This is a genomic window from Acidimicrobiales bacterium, from assembly GCA_030747595.1.
Classification (GTDB): Bacteria; Actinomycetota; Acidimicrobiia; order Acidimicrobiales; family MedAcidi-G1; genus UBA9410.
In genome coordinates, this window is sequence record JASLKK010000047.1 from 1 (window position 1) to 814 (window position 814).

Below are 814 nucleotides of genomic sequence, written 5' to 3' on the forward strand. Positions count from 1 at the left end.
ACGTTGCCCGACGAGTCGACCGCCACCGAATAGCCATAGTCGGGGTTGGTGTCGCCGAAGTTCTTGGCCCACACGTAGTCGCCCGCCGAGTCCAACTTCAACACGTACACGTCCTGTAGGACGCCGTTCGAGGTGCGGCTGTCGGTGCCTGAACCCGGGTCGAAGTCGACCGGGCCGACGCCGAAGGACCCGGTGGTGTACACGTTGCCCGACGAGTCGACCGCCACCCAAGCGCCACTATCGTTGCCGCTGTCACCGAAGCTTTTGGCCCACACGTAGTTGCCTGACGAGTCCAACTTTGACACGAACGCGTCGTAGCCGCCGCCGTTCGGAGTGAGGTTGGCGGTACCTGGACCCGGGTCGAAGTCGACTGTTTCATTTCCCGAACCTGCGCTCCCGAACCTACCGGTGGTGTAGATGTTGCCCGACGAGTCGACCACCACCGAATAGCCATGTGGATTTGTGGAGGCGCCGCCGTTGCCGAATACGGCAACAGCGCGGTCATCGGAACTCCACGCCTCCACAGGGTCAGGTCGTATAAACACCAGAGCCGATACGACCAGAAAAACAGCGGCAGTTAAACGCAAGATTAATCCTCTTCGTTCAGAGTGTCAGAGTCGAACAGTACCTCGCAACCAGTTCCCTCAAGCATGACGTCGACTTTGCCTCTCGCTTCGCTTTCCAATGATGCGTAGTCATCGCGAAGCCACTGAAGGCACTTGCCCTGATATTTGAAAGGAGCCTGACGGTAAGTGCCACCCTCAACGGCGCACACAACCTCATCGGCACCCGAAACCAAAGCCTGAGCGTGGGC

General features: G+C 59.3%; 2 protein-coding genes. Both read right to left on the reverse strand.

Going from position 1 to position 814, the window contains the following annotated elements; translation table 11 throughout:
- A partial coding sequence (locus QF777_11995; protein ID MDP6912257.1) for an SBBP repeat-containing protein occupies window positions 1–587 on the reverse strand: 587 nt, incomplete at its 3' end.
- 2 nt (window positions 588–589) lie between these two features.
- On the reverse strand, window positions 590–814 hold a 225-nt coding region (locus QF777_12000; GenBank protein ID MDP6912258.1), incomplete at its 5' end, for a hypothetical protein.